Source organism: Pseudomonas sp. NPDC087639 (assembly GCF_044743385.1).
Classification (GTDB): domain Bacteria; phylum Pseudomonadota; class Gammaproteobacteria; order Pseudomonadales; family Pseudomonadaceae; genus Aquipseudomonas.
On record NZ_JBIUWI010000017.1, the window covers coordinates 49,896 to 71,061 of the forward strand.

Below are 21,166 nucleotides of genomic sequence, written 5' to 3' on the forward strand. Positions count from 1 at the left end.
GCGTGACGCAGCAACCCGATTCCACTAGCAAGCCGAATTCAGGCAGGAAACCTCATGACCGACGCGTTCGAACTCCCCAGCACCCTGGTCCAAGCCCTCAAGCGCCGCGCGGCCCTGACGCCGGATCGACTGGCCTTGCGTTTTCTCGCTGAAAACGAAGAGCAGGCTGTGGTGCTCAGCTATCGCGAACTGGATCAGCGCGCGCGCACCATTGCTGCCGCGTTGCAGGCCGAGGCCGAGTTCGGTGATCGCGCGGTGCTGTTGTTTCCCAGCGGTCCGGATTACGTCGCGGCATTTTTCGGTTGCCTGTATGCGGGCGTGATCGCGGTGCCGGCCTATCCGCCGGAGTCCGCCCGCCGTCATCACCAGGAGCGTCTGCTGTCGATCATCGCCGACGCCGAACCGCGCCTGCTGCTGACCAGTGCCGACCTGCGTGAAGCGCTGCAACAGATCGAAGGTGCGCCGCCGCTGTTGTGCGTCGATACCCTCGACAGCGCATTGGCTGATCGTTGGGTCGAACCCGATCTGCCGGCAGACCACATCGCCTTTTTGCAATACACCTCTGGCTCTACTGCATTGCCCAAAGGCGTGCAGGTCAGCCATGGCAACCTGGTCGCCAACGAGTTGCTGATCCGTCACGGTTTCGGCATCGATGTGAACCCGGACGACGTCATCGTCAGTTGGCTGCCGCTGTACCACGACATGGGTTTGATCGGCGGATTACTGCAACCGATTTTCAGCGGCGTACCGTGCATCCTGATGTCGCCGGCGTACTTTCTTGGACGGCCATTGCGCTGGCTTGAGGCGATCAGCCAATACGGCGGCACCATCAGCGGCGGACCGGATTTCGCCTACCGTTTGTGCAGCGAGCGGGTCAGTGAATCGGCGCTGGAGCGTCTCGACCTGAGCCGTTGGCGTGTGGCCTATTCCGGCTCTGAGCCGATCCGTCTCGACACCCTTGAGCGCTTCGCCGAGAAGTTCGTGACCTGCGGTTTCAGCGAAGACAGTTTCATGGCCTCCTACGGTCTGGCCGAAGCGACGCTGTTCGTTGCCGGCACCCCGCGTGGCACCGGTATTCCCGCGCTGCGCGTGGATGATCAGGCGCTGGCGCAAAACCGCGCCGAGCCTGGCGATGGCAGCCCGATCATGAGTTGCGGCGTCAGCCAGCCGGAGCACGCGGTGCTGATCGTCGAACCGAACAGCCTGGTAGAACTGGCCGACAACGCCGTTGGCGAAGTCTGGGCTGCCGGGCCGAGCATCGCTCATGGTTACTGGCGCAACCCCGAGGCCAGTGCCAATACCTTCGTCCAGCACGCCGGCCGCACCTGGCTACGCACGGGCGACTTGGGCTTCATCCGCGAGGGTGAGTTGTTCATCACCGGTCGTTTAAAGGACATGCTGATCGTGCGCGGGCACAACCTGTATCCGCAGGACATCGAGAAGACTGTCGAAAACGAAGTGGAGGTGGTGCGCAAGGGCCGTGTCGCCGCGTTTGCGGTTACTCAGAACGGCGAGGAGGGAATCGGTATCGCCGCGGAAATCAGCCGCAGCGTGCAGAAAATCCTGCCGCCGGACGCATTGATCAAAGCCATCCGCCAATCGGTGGCTGAGGCATATCAAGAAGCTCCGAGTGTGGTGGTGCTGCTCAATCCGGGCGCGCTGCCAAAGACTTCCAGCGGCAAACTGCAACGTTCGGCCTGCCGCAATCGTCTGGCCGACGGAAGCCTCGACAGCTACGCATTGTTCCCGTCGACCACTTCCGAAACCCAGGATGCGACGGCATCAGCCTCCGAACTCGAAACCCTGATCGGCAAAATCTGGGCCGAACAGCTGAACGTCAAACAGGTCAACGCCGACGATCACTTCTTCCTGCTCGGCGGCAACTCGATCGCCGCCACGCAAGTGATCGCCCGCGTCCGCGAAGAGCTGGGTCTTGAACTGAATCTGCGCCTGCTCTTCGAGGCCCCGACCTTGTCCGCGTTCGCCGCTGCGGTGGCGCAACAGCAACACGACGGCGGCAGCGCCCAGGGCGAAATCTCCGTCCTGTCCCGCACCGAACCGATGCCTCAATCGCTGGCGCAGAACCGTCTGTGGATCACTTGGCAGCTCGATCCGCAGAGCAGCGCCTACAACATTCCCGGTGCCCTGCGTTTGCGCGGCGAACTGGACGAAGACGCCTTGCGCGCCAGCTTCCAGCAACTGATCGACCGCCACGAATCCCTGCGTACACGCTTCTTCGAACTCGACGGTGTGGCGCTGCAACAGGTCGACGCGACAGCTGAATTGAATCTGCAACTGATCGACATCAGCGACCTGCCAGCCCATGAGCGTGAGGCCCGAGCCCGGCAGATCCGTGAGGACGAAGCGCGTACCCAGTTCGATCTGGAAAAAGGCCCGCTGCTGTGGGTGACGCTGATCCGCCTCGACGATGAAGATCACCAACTGCTGGTGACGCTGCATCACATCATCGCTGACGGCTGGTCGCTGAACGTGTTGATCGATGAGTTCTCGCGTCTGTACGCCTGCGCTTCCCAAGGGCAACGTGCCGAACTCGCACCGTTGCCAACTCAATACGCCGACTACGGCAGCTGGCAGCGCCAATGGCTGGCGCAAGGCGAGGGCGAGCGGCAACTGGCGTATTGGAAAGCGCAATTGGGGAATGAGCATCCGACGCTGGAACTGGCCACCGATCATCCGCGTTCCGCCTTGCAGGTTCACAGCGCGGCACGACACAGCGTGCGATTGGGCGTCAGCCTCAGCCAAGCGATCCGACAGACTGCCCAAGCGAACGATGCCACGCCGTTCATGCTCTTGCTATCGGCGTTCCAGAGCCTGCTGCATCGCTACAGTGGGCAGCGAGATATCCGCATCGGTGTGCCCAATGCCAACCGTCCGCGCCTGGAAACCCAAGGCCTGATCGGCTTCTTCATCAACACCCAAGTGCTGCGCGCTGACGTCGATTCGCGGCTGTCCTTTATCGAGTTGCTGGCGCAAACCCGTCAGGCTGCACTCGGGGCACAAGCGAATCAGGATCTGCCATTCGAACAACTGCTCGAAGCTTTCCCGCAGGCCCGCGAACAAGGTCTGTTCCAAGTCATGTTCAACCATCAGCAGCGCGACCTGAGTGCGCTCAAGCGCCTGCCGGGCCTGCTCGCCGAAGAATTGCCGTGGCACAGCCGCGAGGCCAAGTTCGATCTGCAACTGCACAGCGAGGAAGACCGTAACGGTCGCCTGACGCTCTCCTTCGACTACGCCAACGAACTGTTCGATGCGCAGACGATCGAGCGTCTGGCCGAACACTTCAGCAATCTGTTGCGCGACGTCTGTGAGCATCCGCAACACGCCATCGGCGATCTGCAACTGCTGACCGCCACTGAACACGATCAGCAAAAAGACTGGAGCATCGCCCCGTGCGCCCCGGCGCAACAATGGCTGCCGGAGCTGCTCAATGAACAAGTGCGCCTGACCCCGGAACGCACTGCGCTGGTCTGGGACGGTGGCAGCCTCGATTTCGCCGAACTGCATGCTCAAGCCAACCGCCTGGCGCATTACCTGCGTGACAAAGGCGTCGGCCCGGATGTCTGCGTGGCCATCGCTGCCGAGCGTTCGCCGCAACTGCTGATTGGCCTGCTGGCAATCATCAAGGCCGGCGGCGCCTACGTGCCGCTGGACCCTGATTATCCGGCTGATCGCCTGGCCTACATGCTCAGCGACAGCGGCGTCGAACTGCTGTTGACCCAGACCGAATTGCTTGACCGCTTGCCTGCCAGCGAAGGCGTCAGCGTTATCGCCATGGACGCGTTGCACCTGGAAAACTGGCCGAGCCAGGCACCGGTTTTGCACCTGCACGGCGACAACCTCGCCTATGTGATTTACACCTCCGGCTCCACTGGCCAGCCGAAAGGCGTCGGTAACACGCACGCGGCACTGGCCGAACGTCTGCAATGGATGCAGAACACCTATCGCCTCAACGAAACCGACGTGCTGATGCAAAAGGCGCCGATCAGTTTCGACGTGTCGGTGTGGGAATGCTTCTGGCCGCTGATCACCGGTGCACGTCTGCTGATTGCCGGCCCGGGCGAACACCGTGATCCGCATCGCATTGCTCAGCTTGTTCAGCAATACGGCGTGACTACGCTGCATTTCGTGCCGCCGCTGCTTTCGTTATTCGTCGACGAGCCGCTCAGCGCTGAATGCACCAGCCTGCGCCGTGTCTTCTCTGGCGGCGAAGCCTTGCCGGCGGAGTTGCGTAACCGCGTACTGGCGCAACTGCCAGCGGTGCAACTGCACAACCGATATGGCCCGACCGAAACCGCGATCAACGTCACTCACTGGCATTGCACAACGGCCGATGGCGAACGCTCGCCGATTGGCCGACCGCTGGGCAACGTGGTGTGCCGCATTCTCGACGCCGACCTCAACCCCATGCCGGCCGGCGTGCCCGGTGAGCTGTGCATCAGCGGCATCGGCCTGGCCCGTGGTTACCTCGGCCGCCCGGCGCTGACTGCCGAACGTTTCGTTGTCGATCCATTGGGTGAGCAGGGCGCGCGTCTGTACCGTACCGGCGACCGTGCACGCTGGACAACCGACGGCGTCATCGAATACCTCGGCCGTCTCGATCAACAGGTCAAGCTGCGCGGCTTTCGTGTCGAACCGGAAGAAATCGAAGCGCGTTTGCTCGCTCAAAACGGCGTCGCCCAAGCCGTGGTGCTGGTACGCGAAACCGCCGCTGGCGCACAACTGATCGGCTACTTCACCGCCACCGACGCCCGCGAAGATCAGGACGCGCAGATCACTCGCCTGAAAACCGCTCTGGCCGCTGAGCTGCCGGAATATATGGTCCCGGCGCAACTGATGCGCCTTGACGAAATGCCCCTCAGCCCGAGCGGCAAACTCGACCGTCGTGCCTTGCCTGAGCCGCAATGGCAAGTGCGCGAACACGTCGAGCCGGTCACTGAACTTGAGCAACAGATCGCCGCGATCTGGCGTGAAGTGCTGGGTCTGGCGCAAGTCGGCCTGCGCGACGATTTCTTTGCCCTCGGCGGTCACTCGCTGCTGGCCACGCAAATCATCTCGCGTAGCCGTCAGGCCTGCGACGTCGAGTTGCCGTTACGAGCGCTGTTTGAACACAGCGAACTCGGTGATTTCGCTGAACAGATCCGTCTGATCCAGGCCAGCGGCCGCACCAACAAACAGCCGTCAATTGAAAAAGTCGACCGCAGCCAACCGGTACCGTTGTCCTATTCGCAACAGCGCATGTGGTTCCTCTGGCAGATGGAACCGGACAGCCCGGCGTACAACGTTGGCGGCATGGCGCGCCTGCGCGGCGTATTGCATGTCGAGCGTTTCGAGGCAGCGTTGCAAGCGCTGATCCTGCGTCACGAAACCCTGCGCACCACGTTCCCGAGCGTCGATGGTGTTGCTCGTCAGCGCGTGCATGCCGAGAGCGGCGTGCGCATGGACTGGAAGGGTTTTTCGAAACTCGCGGCTGATGTCCGTGAGCAAAACGTCCAGCAACTGGCTGACGAGGAAGCGCACCAGCCGTTCGATCTGGAAACCGGTCCGCTGCTGCGTGCCTGTCTGGTCAAGACCGCCGAGCAAGAGCATTACTTTGTCCTGACCCTGCACCACATCGTCACCGAAGGCTGGGCGATGGACATCTTTGCCCGCGAACTCAGCGCGCTGTACGAAGCCTTTGTCGATGACCGTGATTCGCCGCTGGAACCGCTGCCGGTGCAGTACCTCGACTACAGCGTCTGGCAGCGTAACTGGCTGGAGTCCGGCGAACGTCAGCGTCAGCTCGACTACTGGACCGCGCAACTGGGGCGCGAACATCCGTTGCTGGAATTGCCGGGCGACCGTCCGCGTCCGCCGGTGCAAAGCCATCAGGGTGAACTGTTCCGCTTCGACCTCAGCGATGATCTTGCCGCCCGTGTCCGTGCGTTCAATGCGCAAAACGGCCTGACCCTGTTCATGACCATGACCGCCGCGCTTGCCACGCTGCTGTACCGCTACAGCGGCCAGACCGATCTGCGTATCGGCGCGCCGGTGGCCAACCGCATCCGCCCGGAAAGCGAAGGGCTGATCGGTGCGTTCCTCAACACCCAGGTGTTGCGCTGCCAACTCGACGGCCAGATGTCGGTCGGCGAATTGTTCGAGCAGGTTCGTCACACCGTGATCGAAGGCCAGTCCCATCAGGATCTGCCGTTCGATCATCTGGTCGAGGCTTTACAGCCACCGCGCAGCGCTGCTTACAACCCGCTGTTCCAGGTGATGTGCAACGTACAGCGCTGGGAGTTCCAGCAGAGCCGCATGCTTGCCGGTATGACCGTCGAATACCTGGCCAACGATGCGCGGGCGACCAAGTTCGACCTCAACCTGGAAGTCACCGACCTCGACCATCGCCTCGGGTGCTGCCTCACGTACAGCACCGATCTGTTCGACGAACCGACCATCGCGCGCATGGCCAAGCATTGGCGCAATTTGCTGGAAGCGCTGATCGCCGATCCGCAGCAGCGCCTGAGCGAACTGCCGTTGCTCGACAAACCTGAGCAGCAGCACCTGCTCGACAGCCTTGGCATCGAGCCGGGTGAGCATCGTCTCGATCAGTGCATCCATCACCTGTTCGCCGAGCAGGCCCTGGTGCGCAAAGACGCACCGGCCCTGACCTTCGCCGGCCAGACCCTGAGCTACGCCGAACTCGACGCCCGCGCCAATCGTCTGGCCTGGGCGCTACGTGAGCGTGGGGTTGGGCCGCAAGTGCGGGTCGGTCTGGCGCTGGAGCGTTCGCTGGAAATGGTCATCGGCCTGCTGGCGATACTCAAGGCCGGCGGCGCCTACGTTCCGCTGGACCCGGAATACCCGCTCGACCGTCTGCACTACATGATCGAAGACAGCCGCATCGGTCTGCTGCTCAGCGACAGTGCGATGTTCAAAGCGCTTGGCGATTTGCCGCCGAGTGTGGCGCGCTGGAGCCAGGAAGATGACAGCGCGGCACTAGCGGATTACCCGGCCACGGAGCTGCCCTTTATCAGTCTGCCGCAGCATCAGGCCTACCTGATTTACACCTCGGGCTCGACCGGAAAGCCGAAAGGTGTGGTGGTCTCCCACGGTGAAATCGCCATGCACTGCCAAGCCGTGATCGAACGCTTCGGCATGCGCCCGGACGACTGCGAGCTGCACTTCTATTCGATCAACTTCGATGCCGCCACCGAGCGTCTGCTGGTGCCGCTGCTGAGTGGCGCGCAAGTTGTGTTGCGTGCGCAAGGTCAGTGGGACGCCGAAGAAATCTGCGGGCTGATTCGCACCCATCGCATCAACGTGCTGGGTTTCACCCCGAGCTACGGCAGCCAGTTGGCGCAACTCCTGGCGACGCAAAACGAAGTCCTACCGGTGCGGATGATCATCACCGGCGGCGAAGCATTGACCGGCGAACACCTGCAACGGATTCGCGCAGCGTTCAAACCGAGCCTGTTCTTCAACGCCTACGGCCCGACCGAAACCGTGGTCATGCCACTGGCCAGTCTGGCCCCGGATGTGCTGGAGGAGGGCGCCGGCAGTGTGCCGATCGGCAGCGTGATCGGTGCGCGTGTTGCGTACATCCTTGACGCCGATCTGGCACTGGTGCCGCAAGGTGCGACCGGCGAACTGTTCGTCGGCGGCGCCGGTCTGGCGCAGGCTTACCATGATCGTCCGGGCATCACAGCCGAGCGTTTTGTCGCTGATCCGTTTGCCGTCGATGGCGGTCGCATGTACCGCACCGGCGATCTGGTGCGCCAGCGCGCCGACGGTCTGGTCGAGTACCTGGGCCGGATCGACCATCAGGTGAAAATCCGTGGTTTTCGTATTGAGTTGGGCGAAATCGAAACCCGCCTGCTCGATCACGATTCGATCCGCGAAGCGGTGGTGCTGGCAGTGGATGCGCCGAGCGGCAAGCAACTGGTTGGCTACCTCGTCACCGAGATCGCAGAGCAAAGCGAACCCAAACAGGCCGAATTGCGCGAAGCCCTTAAGTCGCACCTCAAGACGCAATTGCCGGATTACATGGTGCCGACGCACCTGATCCTGCTGGCGAGCATGCCGCTGACCGCCAACGGCAAACTCGACCGCCGCGCCTTGCCGGCGCCGGACCCGGAGCTCAATCGTCAGGATTATGTGGCACCGAGCAACGAGCTCGAACAAACCCTGGCGCAGATCTGGTGCGAAGTACTCAACGTCGAACAGGTCGGGCTCAACGACAACTTCTTCGAACTGGGCGGCGACTCGATTCTGTCGATTCAAGTGGTCAGCCGCGCGCGCCAGCAGGGCATTCATTTCAGCCCGCGTGACCTGTTCCAGCATCAGACCGTGCAGACTCTCGCCGCTGTGGCGAGTCGGAGCGAGCAGGTGACGGCCGAACAAGGTTTGGTCGCCGGTGAATCACGTCTGACGCCGATTCAGCACTGGTTCTTTGATAGCGATATTCCTCAGCGTCAACACTGGAACCAGGCGTTGCTGCTGGAGCCGACCGTTACGCTGGAACCGCACCGTCTGGAGCAGGCGCTGCTGGCAGTGATCGAGCAGCATGACGCCTTGCGTCTGCGCTTCACCGAGGCCAACGGCGCGTGGCAAGCGACGCACCAACCGGTGTCGGATGCGGCAGTGCTGTGGCAAGTGCGAGTGTCCTCGATGGACAAGTGTGAGGCATTGTTCGCCGATGCCCAGCGCAGTCTCGATCTGGAAAACGGCCCGCTTCTGCGCGCCTTGCTGGTCGATGGCCCGGAGGGTCAGCAGCGCCTGTTCATCGCTATCCATCACTTGGTGGTCGACGGTGTGTCGTGGCGCGTTTTGCTCGACGATCTGCAAACCGTGTATCGCCAGCTGGACGCCAATCAGTCAGTCAAGTTGCCGGCGAAAACCAGCGCCTTCAAGGATTGGGCGGCACGCTTGCAGGCTTACGCCGGCAGCGAATCCCTGCGTGAAGAACTCAACTGGTGGCAAACCCAACTGGCCGGCCCGAACGCTGATCTGCCTTGCGAAAATCCGCAGGGCGGCCAGCAGAATCAGCACGCACAAACGGTTAGCGTGCGTCTGGATGCCGAGCACACCAAACAATTGTTGCAGCAAGCGCCGAGCGCTTATCGCACCCAGGTCAACGATCTGTTGCTGACCGCCCTGGCCCGCGTGATGTGCCGCTGGAGCGGCCAAGAATCGGCGCTGATTCAACTCGAAGGTCACGGCCGCGAAACCCTGTTCGACGAGATCGACCTGACCCGTACCGTCGGCTGGTTCACCAGTGCCTATCCCCTGCGCCTGACTCCGCACAACATCGAAGAGGCCGCAGGACAGGGCGCTTCGATCAAGGCGATCAAGGAGCAACTGCGCGCGGTGCCGCATAAAGGTCTGGGTTATGGCGTGCTGCGTTATCTGGCCGATGATTTCAGCCAGCGCAGCATGTCGGCGCTGCCGAACGCACCGATCACCTTCAACTACCTCGGCCAGTTCGACCAGAGCTTCGGCAGCGATGCGCTGTTCCGTCCGCTGGATGAGCCGGTCGGCGCGGCCCACGATCCGCAGGCACCGTTGCCGAACGAGTTGAGCGTCGACAGTCAGGTTTATGGCGGTGAATTGCTGCTGCGCTGGACCTTCAGCGCCGAGCGTTACGACGCGCAGACCATCAATGATCTGGCCGAGGCCTACCTCGCCGAACTGCAAAGTCTGATCAGCCATTGCCTGCAAGACGAGGCCGGTGGCCTGACGCCTTCGGACTTCCCGCTGGCCAGACTGACCCAGGCGCAACTCGATGCCTTGCCAGTGCCGGCCACGCACATCGAAGACGTTTATCCGCTGACGCCGATGCAGGAGGGCATGCTGCTGCACACCCTGCTCGAACCGGGCACCGGTCTGTACTACATGCAGGATCGCTACCGCATCAACAGCGAACTTGATCCCGAGCGTTTCGCCCAGGCGTGGCAAGCGGTGATCGCCCGTCATGAGGCGCTGCGTGCATCGTTCTGCTGGAACGTCGGCGAAGACATGCTGCAAGTGATTCACACCCCGGGCCGCACGCCGATCGATTACCTCGACTGGAGCGCGATCAGCGATGCCGATCAAGAGCCAAAGCTGCAAGCACTGCTGAAACGCGAGCGTGAGGCCGGGTTCGATCTGCTCAATCAGGCACCGTTCCACCTGCGCCTGATCAAGGTCGGGGCGGCGCGCTACTGGTTCATGATGAGCAACCACCACATCCTCATCGATGCCTGGTGCCGTTCGTTGCTGATGAATGACTTCTTCGAAATCTACACCGCCCTTGGTGAAGGTCGCGAAGCCCAGTTGAGCGTGCCGCCGCGTTACCGCGATTACATCGGCTGGCTGCAACGCCAGAGCCTGGCCGAAGCGCGGCAGTGGTGGCAGCAGAACCTGCGAGGTTTCGAACGCACCACGCCAATCCCGAGCGACCGTCCGTTCCTGCGTGAACATGCCGGCGAAAGCGGCGGGATGGTCGTCGGCGACCGCTATACCCGACTCAACGTCGAGGACGGTGCCCGTCTGCGCGAGCTGGCCCAGGCCCATCAACTGACCATCAACACCTTCGCCCAAGCGGCGTGGGCACTGGTGCTGCGGCGCATGAGCGGTGATCGTGACGTGCTGTTCGGTGTAACCGTGGCCGGGCGTCCGGTGGAAATGCCCGAGATGCAACGCACTGTCGGCCTGTTCATCAACAGCATTGCGCTGCGGGTGCAGATCCCGGCGGACGATCAGCGCGCCAGTGTGCGTCAGTGGTTGAGCGGTTTGCTCGACAGCAACATGCAACTGCGCGAGTACGAATACCTGCCGCTGGTGAGCATTCAGGAACAGAGCGAACTGCCGAAAGGCCAGCCGCTGTTCGACAGCCTGTTCGTCTTCGAAAACGCCCCGGTGGAAGTTTCCGTGCTGGATCGCGCGCAGAGTCTTAACGCGACTTCGGACTCGGGCCGCACCCACACCAACTTCCCGTTGACGGCGGTGTGCTACCCGGGCGATGACCTCGGCCTGCATCTGTCGTATGACCAGCGTTACTTCGACGAGTCGACGATCGAGCGGATGCTCGGTGAATTCAAACGTCTGCTGCTGGCATTGGTCGATGGCTTCCATGGCGACATGGCCGATCTGCCGCTGCTCGGCGCTGAGGAACAGGACTTTCTGCTGCACGGTTGCAACCAGAGCGCCCATGACTATCCGCTGGAGCAGAGCTATGTTTCGCTGTTCGAAGCGCAGGTCGCGCAGCATCCACAGCGGATTGCTGCCAGTTGCCTCGATCAGCAATTGAGTTTCGAGGCGCTGAACCACAACGCCAACCGTCTCGGTCATGCACTGGTTGCGGCCGGGGTGCAGATGGATCAACCGGTGGCGTTGCTGGCCGAACGTAACCTTGATCTGTTGGGCATGATCATCGGCAGCTTCAAGGCGGGTGCCGGTTACCTGCCGCTGGACCCGGGCCTGCCGAGTCAGCGCCTGCAACGGATCATCGAGCTGAGCCGTACGCCAGTGCTGGTGTGCAGCGAGGTGTGCCGCGCGCAAGCGCAGACTTTGCTGGATGAATTCAGCTGCGCCAATCGCCCACGTCTGCTGGTCTGGGAAGAGGTGCAAGCAGCCGCGACATCCTTGGTAAACCCAGGTATCCACAGTGGCCCGGACAATCTGGCCTATGTGATCTATACCTCGGGTTCCACCGGCTTGCCGAAAGGTGTGATGGTCGAGCAGCGCGGCATGCTTAACAACCAGTTGAGCAAGGTGCCCTATCTGCATCTGACTGACGCTGACGTCATCGCGCAGACCGCGTCGCAAAGTTTCGATATTTCGGTCTGGCAGTTCCTCGCCGCACCACTGTTTGGTGCGCGGGTCGACATCGTGCCGAACACCATCGCCCACGATCCGCAAGGTTTGCTGGTGCATGTGCAGGAACAGGGCATCACCGTACTGGAGAGCGTGCCTTCGCTGATTCAAGGCATGCTCGCCTCGGATCGCCTGAGCCTCGACGGCCTGCGCTGGATGCTGCCGACCGGTGAAGCGATGCCGCCCGAGTTGGCGCATCAGTGGCTGTTGCGTTACCCGCAGATCGGCCTGGTCAACGCTTATGGCCCGGCGGAATGTTCCGATGACGTGGCGTTCTTCCGCGTCGACCTGGCCTCGACTCGCGGCAGTTACTTGCCGATCGGTACACCGACCGACAACAACTTGCTGTACCTGCTTGATGGCGCGCTGGAACTGGTGCCGTTGGGTGCGGTGGGTGAGTTGTGTGTGGCGGGCACCGGCGTCGGTCGCGGGTATGTCAGCGATCCGCTGCGTACTGCACCAGTATTTGTGCCGAACCCGTTCGGCGCGCCGGGTGAGCGTCTGTATCGCACGGGTGACCTGGCGCGACGTCGTAGCGATGGCGTGCTGGAATATGTTGGCCGGGTCGATCATCAAGTGAAGATCCGCGGCTACCGCATCGAGCTGGGTGAAATCGAAGCGCGTCTGCACGAACAGCCGGAAGTCCGTGATGCGGCGGTTGGCGTGCAGGAAGGCGTAAACGGCAAGCACTTGGTCGGATATCTGGTTGCTGCGGGTTCGGCGGTCAATCCGAGTGAACGTCTGGAGCGAATCAAACAGCGCCTGCGTGCCGAACTACCGGAATACATGGTGCCGCTGCACTGGTTGTGGCTGGAGCAACTGCCGCTCAACGCCAACGGCAAACTCGATCGCAACGCCTTGCCGGCGCTGGGGATCGGCCAGTTGCAGAGCCAGGATTACCTGGCCCCGCGCAACGAACTGGAGCAGACCCTGGCGGATATCTGGGCCGAAGTGCTGAAGGTCGACAAGGTCGGCGTGCGCGACAACTTCTTTGAACTGGGCGGCCATTCGTTGCTGGCGACGCAGATTGCTTCGCGGGTGCAAAAAACCCTGCAACGCGACGTACCGCTGCGGGCGATGTTCGAATGCAGCACGGTGGCGGAACTGGCCGAGTACATCGATGGGCTGGCGGCGAGTGATATCACCGAGGAGAAGGTGGATCGCTTGAATGACCTGATGGCGGAGCTGGAGGGCTTTTGATTTTCTAGCGCCTGAACCGGCCTCTTCGCGAGCAGGCTCGCTCCCACATGGGGTTTGTGTCGATCGCAGATCCCCAGTGGGAGCGAGCCTGCTCGCGAATGGCGGCGCTACATTCGCGTACATTTCCAGGGTTGACGATCCAGAACCGGCAGCTCAGTCTGCCGGTTCTCTTTTTTCCCGCGCAGGTGAATCGATGCCTTTTTTCACGGTGGACGGACAAGCCCTTCATTACATTGACCAAGGCACCGGCCCGGCTGTGCTGCTGGCCGGCAGTTACCTGTGGGACCAAGCCATGTGGGCGCCGCAGATCGCTGCGCTGTCGTCGCACTATCGGGTGATTGCGCTGGATCTGTGGGGCCATGGCGAGTCCGGGCGATTGCCGCAAGGCACCACATCTCTGGACGACATCGCCCGTCAAGCGCAGGCCTTGCTCGATCATCTGGATATCGATCAGGTGACTTTGGTGGGATTGTCGGTCGGCGGCATGTGGGGCGTGCGTCTGGCACTGGCGGCACCACAGCGGCTCAATGGTCTGGTGTTGATGGACACCTATGTCGGTGTTGAACCCGAGCCCACCCGTCAGTACTACTTCTCGTTGTTCAAACAGATCGAAGAAACCGGCGAAATCTCGGAGCAATTGCTCGATATCGTCGTGCCGATTTTCTTCCGGCCGGGGATCGATCCACAGTCGGCGCTTTACCAGGACTTCCGCGCAAAACTGGCGGCGTATTCAGCCGATCGCCTGCGCGAAAGCATCGTGCCAATGGGCCGCATCACCTTTGGTCGCGATGATCTGTTGCCGCGTCTGGGCGAGCTGAATGCAGCGACCACGCTGGTACTGTGCGGCGATCAGGACAAGCCACGGCCGCCGTCGGAAGCCAAGGAAATGGCAGAGCTGATCGGCTGCCCGTGGGGGCTGGTACCGGAGGCGGGGCATATCTCCAATCTGGAGAATCCAGAGTTTGTGAATGAGGCATTGCTGAAGTTTTTGGCTGAGCGCAATTAAAAAGATCGCAGCGTGCCACAGCTCCTACAGAGGATCGCATTCTTCTGTAGGAGCTGCGGCACGCTGCGATCTTTTGATCTTGCTTACTTCGGCCCGAGAATCTTCACCAACTTGTCCGGCGTCGGTGCGCCTTGCTGCTGTTGCAGTTCACCCTTGTCGTCCATGTAGAAAATCGCTGGTGTGGCCTGCAACTCCAGGTCTTCCATCAACTGCATGTTCGCTGCGAGTTTGGTCTGCACTGCCGCTGGAATGTCTTTCAACGCCTTGAGCGAACTGCCCTTGCCGGCCTTTTCGTGATCTTCCAGGGCTTTACTCGGATCCTTGGCCGCCAGCAACGCGGCGGACTTGCCCGGGCTGTCTTCGCGGATGATGCCGACCATGATGTGGCGCAACTGCACCTTGCCGGCCTTGACCCACGGTCGGGCCTGTTCCCAGAACATGTTGCAATACGGGCAATTTGGATCGCTGAACAGGTACACCGTGCGCGGCGCATCCTTGTTGCCGTCCTGAATCCAGTTGCTCGCTTCGAACTTGGCCCAGACTTCCTTGGCCAGCGGCGCGTAGACCAGTTTTTGCAACGGTTCGCTGCTCAAGTCTTTGCCATCGGCGTCGTACAGATTGCCCAGCAGCACGTGTTTGCCGTCCGGGGTCAGGTACAGCGCCATGCCGCGGTTCTGGTACTGCGCCGCGTAACCGCGCAAGCCATCGGGGGCATCGAACTGGCCGACGATTTTTGCGCCTTTGGCTTCGATCTGTTTGATCGCCGCAGGCAATTCTTCAGCGGCCTGAACCGACGGCAGTTGCAGCAGGGCAGTGCCCAGAGTCAGCGTCAGCAGGTGGCGGAGGCGGGGCATGGCAGTTTCCTTGAAGAGGTGGACGGTGCGGCGGTCGGATTTGGGGTATCGAAGTTTTCCAGGGCGCGAGCCAGGCTGGCGTTCGACAACTCGCCCAGATGACTGGCCAACAATCGACCATCGGGGTTATAGAACAGGGTAGTCGGCAATGCCATGGAACCCACGGCCTGGCCCAGTCGGCCGCCGCGATCGAACAACACGTTGTTGAGGCTCAGGCCTTGAGTTTCGAGAAATGTCGCCACGCTTTGCATGCTTTCGGCCTGATTGACGAACAGGAACGTCAGGTCCGGGCGTTGCTGCTGGGCATTTTCCAGCACCGGCATTTCGCGCCGGCACGGTGGACACCAGGTCGCCCACAGGTTGATCACCAGCGGGCCGCCCTTATAGTCGCTGAGTTTGATAGTTTCCCCGGCAGCGTTACGCAGGGTGATGTCCGGCAGTCGGGTGCCTTGTTCGTAGATGTTCAGCGACAGCGTCGCCAACAGCCAGAACGCTACACCGCTGGCGACGCCAAAGCCCAGCGGCCGACGCAGGCCCGGACGCCGCCAGCCGCGATACAGCGCGGCGAGCAGCAGGACGATCACCCCCGGCCAAGCGAGGAAACCGCCATCGCGCAGATCGACGATCTGCCACGGATCGTTGCGGTAGTGCGACCAATACAAAGCCACAAAGGCAATGCGCGCTGCCAGCATGCCGAGCAGAAAAAGACTGAACAGCGCCGACTCGGGGTTGTCACCGCCGCGTTTGGCCACTCGCCAACCGACGAAGGTTGCCAGTGCCAAGGCACTGATCAGCAGCAGGTGGTTAAGCGCGATGGCAAAGGTGCCGAGGGTGAAAGTCAGCATTAATTGGCGTCTCGGGTGGTGGTCCAGCGTTGCAGGAACGTATCGGCATCGACTTCGCCGGTGATGCGCTGGCTGCGGCGCTCTTCGCCATCGGCGCCGATCCACACGAAACTCGGTGGCCCGGGCACTTTATAACGGCTGAGCAATTCGCGACTGGCGGCGTTGTCGGCGGTGACATCCAGTCGAAGCAGACGTACATCGCTCAGCGCCTGCATCACCTTGTCCTTGCCGAACACCTGCTTTTCCATGACTTTGCACGATACGCACCAGTCGGCGTAGTAATCGAGCAGCACCCACTGGCCCTGAGCCTTGGCGGTATCGAGTTCGCGTTGCAGTGCCGCCGGATCCTTGATCGTGGTGAACGCGTCATGGCCACTCGGCGCAGCGCTGACGGCACGGCCGCCACTGTAAACCTGCAATGGCTGATACGGATCATCGCTGCCGCCTGCCGCACCTATTACCAGCAAACCGCCCCATAACCCGAGCAGTAATCCAGTAGCACCAAACAGTTGGGCGACACGGCCAAAGCCTTCAGATTGTTTCCAGGCGCAATAAGCAGCGATCAACAGCAGGGCGCCACACAGACCGAGCCACAACGATGGATCCAGCACCGGGCGCAACATCAACAATGCCGTCGCGAGGAACAGGAAGCCGAAGATGCCCTTGAGCAGATTCATCCAATCGCCGGGTTTTGGCAGGAAGCGATTGCCGACCGTCACCAGCAGCAACAGCGGCACACCAATGCCGATCCCCAGCGAGAACAGGATCAACCCGCCGTGCAAGGCGTTGCCGCTTTGCGCGATATACAGCAGGGCACCGGCCAGCGGTGCGGTCATGCACGGACCGACCAGCAAGCCAGATAGCGCGCCGAGCACGCCAGCACCAATCAGGCTGCCGCCGCTGCGACTGCGCGAGGCGTGTTCCAGTCGATCACGCAAGGCCACTGGCAATTGCAATTCAAAGAAGCCGAACATCGGTAGCGCCAGCACAACAAACACTGCCGCGAAGGCGCCGAGCAGCCACGGATTCTGTAACCAGGCTTGCAAGTTTGCGCCGAGCAGCGCAGCAATCACGCCCAACGTCGCATACACCAGCGCCATGCAAATCACATAACTGCCGGCCAGCGCGAAACCACGGCGCGGCGTCGCGCCACTGCCGACAATCATCCCGGCCAGAATCGGCAACATCGGCAACGTACACGGGGTGAACGCCAATAGCAGGCCGAGGCCGAAAAACACCAGCAGGCTCCAGCCCAGCGCTCGTTGTTGCAGGCTGCTGGCCAGAGCTTGATCCGGTGCTTCGGCGCCTGCCGAGGCGGTCGCTTTGCCGCCCAGATCAATGACCCGGGTTTGCGGCGGATAACAAAGGCCCGCATCGGCACAGCCCTGATAACTGACTTTGATCTGCCCGGTGGCCGCCGCCGGGATCTTCACTTCCAGCCCTTGGCGATAAACCGGTTGTTCGCCGAAAAATTCGTCGCTGTGGGATTCGCCTTCGGGCAATGTTGGCTGCTGCTCGACGGTCAGGCCGTCGAACTTCAGACGTTTCTGGTACAGGTAATAGCCGTCGGTGATCTGCCAGAACAGCTGGGTTTCACCCGATTCCAGGCGTTCGGAGGTGAGTACAAACGCTTTGTCGACCGGCAAAAACTCTGGTTTAGTCTCAAAAGGATTGTTCCCGGCCTGGGCCAGGCCCGAGATCAGAAGCGCAAACAGTAGAAAAATATGACGCATGGAGAAGCCTTGTCCCTGTGCAATTGAGGTGCAGAATGGGCGGCGGCGATTAACCGATAATTAACCGTATCCTACAAGGCTCCCCGGGTTCGGCCAATCAGTCACGCAGCAGTCCCGGCCAATTGCTGTCATTGATTGGGTGCGGGCCGGAGACCAGTCGATCCGTCTGAATGTTGTAAATCAGGTACTGGTTGTTGGTGAGAAAGATGTACCAGTAACTGTCTGCGAAAGTTCGATCATTTTGTGCGGCCGTGATCATTCGATTTTTAAACGGGATCAACGCGCCCAGACGATGCTGGCCGAACGGGTTGCGGGTCAGTGTTTTTGCTTTGTAGTTGAACGTCAGGTAATGACCGTCATTGAGAATGAACCTGAACAGAAAAGGGTGCCCCGTTATTTCTGCCCACGTGCCGGCAATGATTTTGTCAAAGTAGGGAACAATCGGTTTCCAGAGCGTATCGGCGACTTTGTAAATACCGGTGACTCTATCTTCATCCTGGTTGTATTTGCACACGGCCGGTATGTCGCCGTAGTAAAAGAACAGCCAGGCGATGTCTTCGTCGCTTCCGGCGTTGAACCCCAGCGAGGTCGAGGTAAATCCGAAGCGCAGATCCTTGGCATGCAGATCAAATGCATCCCAGCGACCCATGATGGGGCGTGGATAGCCCTCGGGTACCGTATTGTCGCCAATGCTGAATTGAGAGTAAGTGTCGGTGTTTTTGAAGAAGAAATAGATTCTATCGGGGCCGGAGCGCCAATCAACGGCAACGAAGTTTTCAAGTTTTGGCATGTTTGTTAATTCCTTTTAACGGGTTGTTTTAATGTGCAGGCAGGTTATCCGGCTGGATTAATTATCAGTAGTGCTTAAGTGTGGGATTTCATTTCTCGGGACTTATTGAAGTGCCTGCAGTGCGCAATTAAGGAATGTGTTCCGCCGGGTGCCGGCCTGCTCAATTCTGCGAGCGGCTTCCCGTCACTACCGAGGATGGCCATAATTGCCGCTTAATCCTCACCTGCTTCACTCGCGTTTTTTTCAGGGAGCGCCCATGCACGTACTGGTTTGCGAAGACGATGAACTGATCGCCAGCGGCATCGTTGCCGGCCTCACGGCTCAAGGGCTGACTGTCGAGCACGTCAATACCGCGTCCAAGGCGCGGGCGATGCTCAAGGTTGCCGAGTTTGACGTGATGGTGCTTGATCTCGGCCTGCCCGACGAAGATGGCTTGAAACTGCTGCAGCAACTGCGTCAGCACGGTCTGGAGATTCCGGTGCTGATTCTGACCGCGCGCGATTCGGTCACTGACCGGGTCGACGGCTTGCAGGCCGGTGCCGACGATTACTTGCTCAAACCGTTCGATCTGCGTGAGCTATTCGCCCGTCTGCAAACCTTGCTGCGTCGAGTGGCCGGGCGCAGCGTCAACCTGATTGAACACGGTGCGTTGACCTACGACCCAAGCAGCCGCGAAACCATGCTGGCCGGGCAACCGGTGGATTTGTCGCGACGCGAACAATCCCTGTTGCAGGCTCTGCTGCACAATCGCGGTCGGGTGCTGTCCACCGAGCAATTGAAAGACAGCGTCTACGGTTTCAATGATGAGCTGGAGAGCAACGCGTTGAACGTGCATATCCACCACCTGCGCAGCAAACTCGGCAAAGGCATCGTCGAAACCGTGCGCGGTCTGGGTTATCGCCTGGGGCCGGCCGATGGTGGAGAACAAGGCAAGTGATGAGCCTACGACTGCGCCTGAGCCTGACTCTCGGCGCCGCGTTTGCGCTGATCTGGGCGCTGGCGGCGGCCTGGATGCTCAGCGACCTGCGCAATCAGATGATGTTTTCCCTTGATCAGCGTCTGGTGGCGTCGGCGCGCATGGTCGCCGGTTTGCTGGAGCAACTGCCGACCCTGCCGAGCAAGGGCGAAGGCACCCATTTCAGTGCCGAACAACTGAACATTCCCGGAGGCATGGCCTGCCAGGTCAGTTCCTTGCGCGGAGAAATTCTCGCACGCAGCCACAACAATCCCGAACAAGCGCTGGAAGCCGAGAAAATGGGCTTCCACGACCAGATGATCGACGGTGCGCCGTGGCGCAGTTTCACTCTCGCCCGGGGCGATGTGCGGATTACCACAGCGGATCGGCAGATCGAACGTGAAGCGCTGAACATGTCGATCCTGCTGGCGGCGTCGGTGCCGGTGGGCGTGGCGTTGCTCGGCTGCCTGTGCCTGCTGTGGCTGGGGATCGGCCAAGGGCTGGCGCCGCTTAACCGTCTGCGTGAGGCCTTGATGCGGCGCAATGCCGATTCGCTCGAACCCTTGCAATTGCAGGCGTTTCCCAGCGAATTGAAGCCTTTGCTCGATACCCAGAATCAACTGTTCCAGCGCATTGGCAAGACCATCGAGCGCGAACGTCGGCTGACCGGCGACGCCGCCCACGAGCTGCGCAGCCCGCTCACGGCGATCAAGACCCACCTGCAAGTGGCGCGAATGACCGACGGTGCCGCCCGCGATCAGTCGCTGGCCAAGGCCGAGGAGGGCGCTGATCGCCTGCATCGCACGCTTGAGCAATTGCTGTTGCTGGCGCGGGTCGAGGGCAGCCTGTCGTTTGACGACGGCTCGCAGTGCAGCGCCGAGCAAGTGGCGCGGCTAGCGATTGCCGATGCCACGGGCGGCGAGCGCCTGCGAATCAAATTGCAACTGCCGGAACAGCTTTCGACAGCACCCTTGCAAATGCCGGCGGTGCTGTCGATTGCCGCGCTGCGCAATCTTCTCGACAACGCCCTGCGCCACACCCCCGAAGACTGTGCGGTCGAGTTGAGTCTGGAAACCATCGGCAACCGCGTACGTTTTATTGTGCGGGACCATGGCCCGGGCATCGCTCAGGATGATCTGCAACATCTGACCCAACGCTTCTGGCGCAATGGTCAGAGTACCGGCTGCGGCCTGGGCCTGGCGATTGTTCAGGCCATCGTCCAGCGTTGCGAATGTGCCCTGCATTTCGACAGCCGCCCGGATGGGCTGCGCGTTGAGTTGACCATGCCATTGCAGGCCATTTGAAACCGCTCTCGCGGGATCTGCATGCGGCACATCAAATGTAACCTCTCTCCAATGGCTATCCGGCTGTCGTGACGTTAAGGTCACGACAGCTTTGACTCAATGGATTGAGGGAACAGCGCCATGGAAGCACCCATCTGTATTCGTCCGGCCATCCTGGCCGACGTCGGCATCATCTGTCGCATCATCGAACGTTCGATCCGATTCGGTTGTGCGCTCGATCATCGCAACGACCCGCTTATCGTCAACGACTGGATCCGGCAGCAATCTGCCGATTTGCTCAGCGCCTGGCTTGCCGACCCGCATTTCTATCTGAATATCGCCTTGCTGGCGGACAAACCGGTCGGTGTCGGCCTGGCTCAGGGCAGTGGCGACATTGTGCTCTGCTATGTACAACCGGAATCCTTTCGCCGTGGCGCGGGGCGAGCGCTGATGAACGATCTGCAAGGCTGGCTGCGGGTGCGCGGTGTGCTCCATGCCCACCTCAACAGCACACGCACTGGCGAAGCGTTCTATCATCATCTGGGCTATCGCGAATCTGAACCACCCCTCATACACAAAGGCTTGCAGATCCTGCCCATGTACAAGCCACTGCCATTATCCGGATGACGAGTCGATCAAGGGGCTAA

Annotated in this window: 9 protein-coding genes; 5 read left to right on the forward strand and 4 right to left on the reverse strand. The window is 61.0% G+C overall.

Annotated features, from left to right (window positions below; genetic code table 11):
- The first annotated feature begins 54 nt into the window (after positions 1-54).
- Complete coding sequence (locus ACIOVB_RS09895; protein ID WP_401267177.1) at positions 55-13,053, forward strand: non-ribosomal peptide synthetase; 12,999 nt, start codon at positions 55-57, stop codon at positions 13,051-13,053.
- A 193-nt stretch (positions 13,054-13,246) separates the two neighbouring features.
- Positions 13,247-14,059, forward strand: a complete 813-nt coding sequence (locus ACIOVB_RS09900) for an alpha/beta fold hydrolase (protein ID WP_401267179.1) — start codon at positions 13,247-13,249, stop codon at positions 14,057-14,059.
- An 83-nt stretch (positions 14,060-14,142) separates the two neighbouring features.
- Here the strand turns inward: ACIOVB_RS09900 and dsbG are convergent, their stop codons facing one another.
- From dsbG to ACIOVB_RS09920, 4 genes are all read right to left on the reverse strand, one after another.
- Entirely contained in the window at positions 14,143-14,913 is a 771-nt protein-coding gene (gene dsbG, locus ACIOVB_RS09905; RefSeq protein WP_401267180.1) for a thiol:disulfide interchange protein DsbG, read from the reverse strand.
- Positions 14,889-15,758, reverse strand: a complete 870-nt coding sequence (locus ACIOVB_RS09910; RefSeq protein WP_187679532.1) for a TlpA disulfide reductase family protein — start codon at positions 15,756-15,758, stop codon at positions 14,889-14,891. The genes dsbG and ACIOVB_RS09910 overlap by 25 nt, the downstream gene beginning before the upstream one ends.
- Complete coding sequence (gene dsbD / locus ACIOVB_RS09915) at positions 15,758-17,491, reverse strand: protein-disulfide reductase DsbD (protein WP_401267182.1); 1,734 nt, start codon at positions 17,489-17,491, stop codon at positions 15,758-15,760. The genes ACIOVB_RS09910 and dsbD overlap by 1 nt, the downstream gene beginning before the upstream one ends.
- A gap of 97 nt (positions 17,492-17,588) precedes the next feature.
- A complete protein-coding gene (locus ACIOVB_RS09920; protein ID WP_401267185.1) occupies positions 17,589-18,281 on the reverse strand; it encodes a hypothetical protein in 693 nt (230 codons plus the stop codon).
- 256 nt (positions 18,282-18,537) lie between these two features.
- On the opposite strand from ACIOVB_RS09920, the gene ACIOVB_RS09925 reads away from it, so the two are divergent.
- The 3 genes from ACIOVB_RS09925 (at position 18,538) to ACIOVB_RS09935 (ending at position 21,146) form a co-directional block, all read left to right on the forward strand.
- Positions 18,538-19,218, forward strand: a complete 681-nt coding sequence (locus ACIOVB_RS09925) for a response regulator (protein WP_187679529.1) — start codon at positions 18,538-18,540, stop codon at positions 19,216-19,218.
- A complete protein-coding gene (locus ACIOVB_RS09930) occupies positions 19,218-20,540 on the forward strand; it encodes an ATP-binding protein (protein ID WP_401267188.1) in 1,323 nt (440 codons plus the stop codon). Before ACIOVB_RS09925 ends, ACIOVB_RS09930 begins: the two co-directional genes overlap by 1 nt.
- Positions 20,541-20,660: 120 nt before the next feature.
- Positions 20,661-21,146: a GNAT family N-acetyltransferase gene (locus ACIOVB_RS09935; RefSeq protein WP_401267190.1), complete on the forward strand. Its 486-nt coding sequence runs from the start codon at positions 20,661-20,663 to the stop codon at positions 21,144-21,146.
- The last annotated feature ends 20 nt before the right edge of the window (positions 21,147-21,166 follow it).